Raw genomic sequence first — 2551 nt, 5'->3', positions numbered from 1 at the left:
GATCCCGGCCAGGTGCGGCGTGATGATGACATTGTCGAAGCCGAAATAGGGATGGTTCGACGGCAGCGGCTGTGTCGCAAAAACATCGAGCGCGGCACCGCCGATACGGCGTTTCTGCAATGCCTCGATCAGCGCATCGTCATCGATGACCGGTCCGCGCGACACGTTGATCAGCAGCGCATGCGGCTTCATGCGGGCGATCCGCTCACGGTTGATCAGGCCGCGCGTTTCCGGCGTCAGCGGGCAGCACAGAACGATGATGTCGCTCTGCTCGACGAGAGCGTCGATCGACAGGAAGCCGACCTTGTCCGGCGCCGGCTGCATGCTGCGCGTCGTTGCCACCACCTTCAGGTCGAAGCCGTGCGCCGCGATATGGCCGACCGCCTGGCCAACGGCGCCGAGGCCGACGATGCCGATCGTCTTGCCGGCAAACTCGCTGTTGGAATTGGCGTGCTCGCGGCCGGCAAGCCAGCCTTTGGTGCGCAGGTCGCGGTCAACGACGCGGAAGTTGCGCAGCAAAGCCAGCGCCGCGAACATGACGTGCTCGGCAACCGAGCGGGCATTGACCGCCGGCACATTCGCCACCAGCACGCCGGCGGCCGTCGCTGCTTCCATGGGGATCATGTCGAGCCCGGCGCCATGACGGATTGCCGCCCGCAGCAGCTTTGCGCCGTCGAAAAGCTGTGGTGGCAGCGGCGCGCGCACGATGACGATGTCGGCATCCTTCGCCTCGGCGGCCAGCGTGGCCGGATCGATGGCGGAGGCGACGACGAGTTCTCCGGCGCCGGCCAGCATGGCCGAGGCGCGCGGGTGCAGGGCGTGGGTGGTGAGGATTCGGGTCATGTCGGTCAAGCTTTTTCGAGCGCCGGGCTTTGAGGTTCCTCGCCATGGCCCTCGATCAGGCCTTTCCAGTAGCTCTCAGCCCCTTGCAAATGGGCGCTCATCAGCGCCTGGGCGAGATTGCCATCGCGGCGCAGCAGCGCCTCATAGATCTGGATATGCTCGGCATGCGAGCGCACGTTGCGCTCGGGGTCGTTGAAATAGATCGGCAGGCGCTGCTCGCCCATCATATAGTAGACGCTGCAGACATTGTGGAAGACGCTGTTCTTGGTGGCGCGCACGATCTCGAGGTGGAATTCACGGTCTTCCCTGGCAAGCCCTTCGCCGGCGGCAATGCGCTCTTCCGAAGCTTTCAGTATCTCGCGCAGCCGCTCGAAATTCTCCTCTGTGGCGCGCGAACAGGCAAGTTCGGCCGCCTTGATCTCGTGGATCTTGCGCAGTTCGACCGTTTCGTAGATCTGGATCGGGTCGAGCGGCAGGCCCGCGCGGGCAAAGAGCGCCATGGCCTCCACGCTGGCCTGCTTGGTGTCGATGTAGATGCCGGACTTGGCCCGGCGCTCAACGATGCGCATGGCCTCAAGGATGGCCAGCGCCTCGCGGATCTGGCCGCGGCTGACAGCGAAATGCTCCGCCAGTTCGCGTTCCGAAGGCGTACGGCCGCTCTCCTTGTCCGAATGGGAGAACAGGTAGGCAGCGAGTTCCGCGAGGAGGTTCTTTTCTTTCATCGTCAACCGCGCTGCGCGTGCGCCTCCAGGAATCGCTCCGAAATGGTGAATCCCAGACCCGGTTTTTCCGGGATCGCTATCATGCCGTCCCTGGCTTCGACAGTCTCTTCGACCAGATCGTGGATCATCGGGTTGGCGCCGAGCGAATATTCGACGGTAAAACTCGACGGCGAGGCGGCGCAGACATGCAAGCCTGCGAAAAAACAGGGCGCGCCGGCCCACAGATGCGGCGCAAAGCGCAGATTGAAGGCGCTGGCGATGGTGCCGATCTTCATCGCCTCGCTGATACCGCCGCAGAAGGCGGGATCCGGCTGGAAAATATCGGCGGCTTTCAGCACCGCGAGATCGCGGAAGGCATAGCGTGTCGCCTCGCTTTCGCCGGTGGCGATCGGGACGGCACCTGACGCCCGCACTTCAGCCATGCCGGGCTTGTCGTCGGCGATGATAGGTTCCTCGAACCAGGCGAGGTCCAGATCGTTGACAAGGTGGATGAAGCGCTTGGCCTCGGCCACCGTGTAGGTGCCGTGCGCGTCGACCATCAGTTCGACATCGGGGCCGAGCGCCTGCCGTGCGGCCCGCACGCGGCCGGCCGAAATGTGCGCCGCGCCATCCATGGCGCCAACCCGCATCTTCAGTGCCCTGAAACCGCCCTTGGCGATGTAGGATTTCAACTGCTCGCCGATGGCGTCGGCAGCCGCCCAGCCGCCGGACGCGTAAGCCGGCATGCGATCGAGCTTGCGGCCGCCCAGCAGCCGCCAGACCGGAACGCCAAGCGATTTGCCAAGAATGTCCCACAGCGCGATGTCGACGGCGCTGATGGCAGCGATGCTCATGCCGCGCCGCGCCAGTTGCGGCATGGCGTGGCCGCCGCGCGCGGCGCTGTCGTGGCGCACGCCATTGTAGAGCATCTCCCATATGACGCCGATATCCGCCGGATCGCGGCCGACCAGCTGAGGCCCGACCTCATGGTTCAGCATGTGGACGAG

The 2551-nt window shown here is 64.9% G+C and carries 3 protein-coding genes; all 3 read right to left on the bottom strand.

Features of this window, described 5'->3' with window-relative positions:
- Positions 1-843: NAD(P)-dependent oxidoreductase (locus EN906_RS30540; RefSeq protein WP_127375625.1), on the bottom strand; the 843-nt coding region annotated here is incomplete at its 3' end.
- A 5-nt stretch (positions 844-848) separates the two neighbouring features.
- Entirely contained in the window at positions 849-1565 is a 717-nt protein-coding gene (locus EN906_RS30535; RefSeq protein ID WP_013529506.1) for a FadR/GntR family transcriptional regulator, read from the bottom strand.
- A 2-nt stretch (positions 1566-1567) separates the two neighbouring features.
- Positions 1568-2551 (bottom strand): mandelate racemase/muconate lactonizing enzyme family protein (locus EN906_RS30530; RefSeq protein WP_164777481.1); only part of this gene is annotated, 984 nt, incomplete at its 5' end.

The organism is Mesorhizobium sp. M7A.F.Ca.CA.004.06.1.1 (genome assembly GCF_003999135.1).
Classification (GTDB): Bacteria; Pseudomonadota; Alphaproteobacteria; order Rhizobiales; family Rhizobiaceae; genus Mesorhizobium.
Note: the sequence above shows the minus strand (reverse complement) of the source record. Positions and strands in the feature narration are given on the sequence as shown.

Coding starts and splice junctions, on each gene's coding strand:
- EN906_RS30535 (WP_013529506.1), bottom strand. CDS start 1,565: ATGAAAGAAAAGAACCTCCTCGCGGAACTCGCTGCCTACCTGTTCTCC.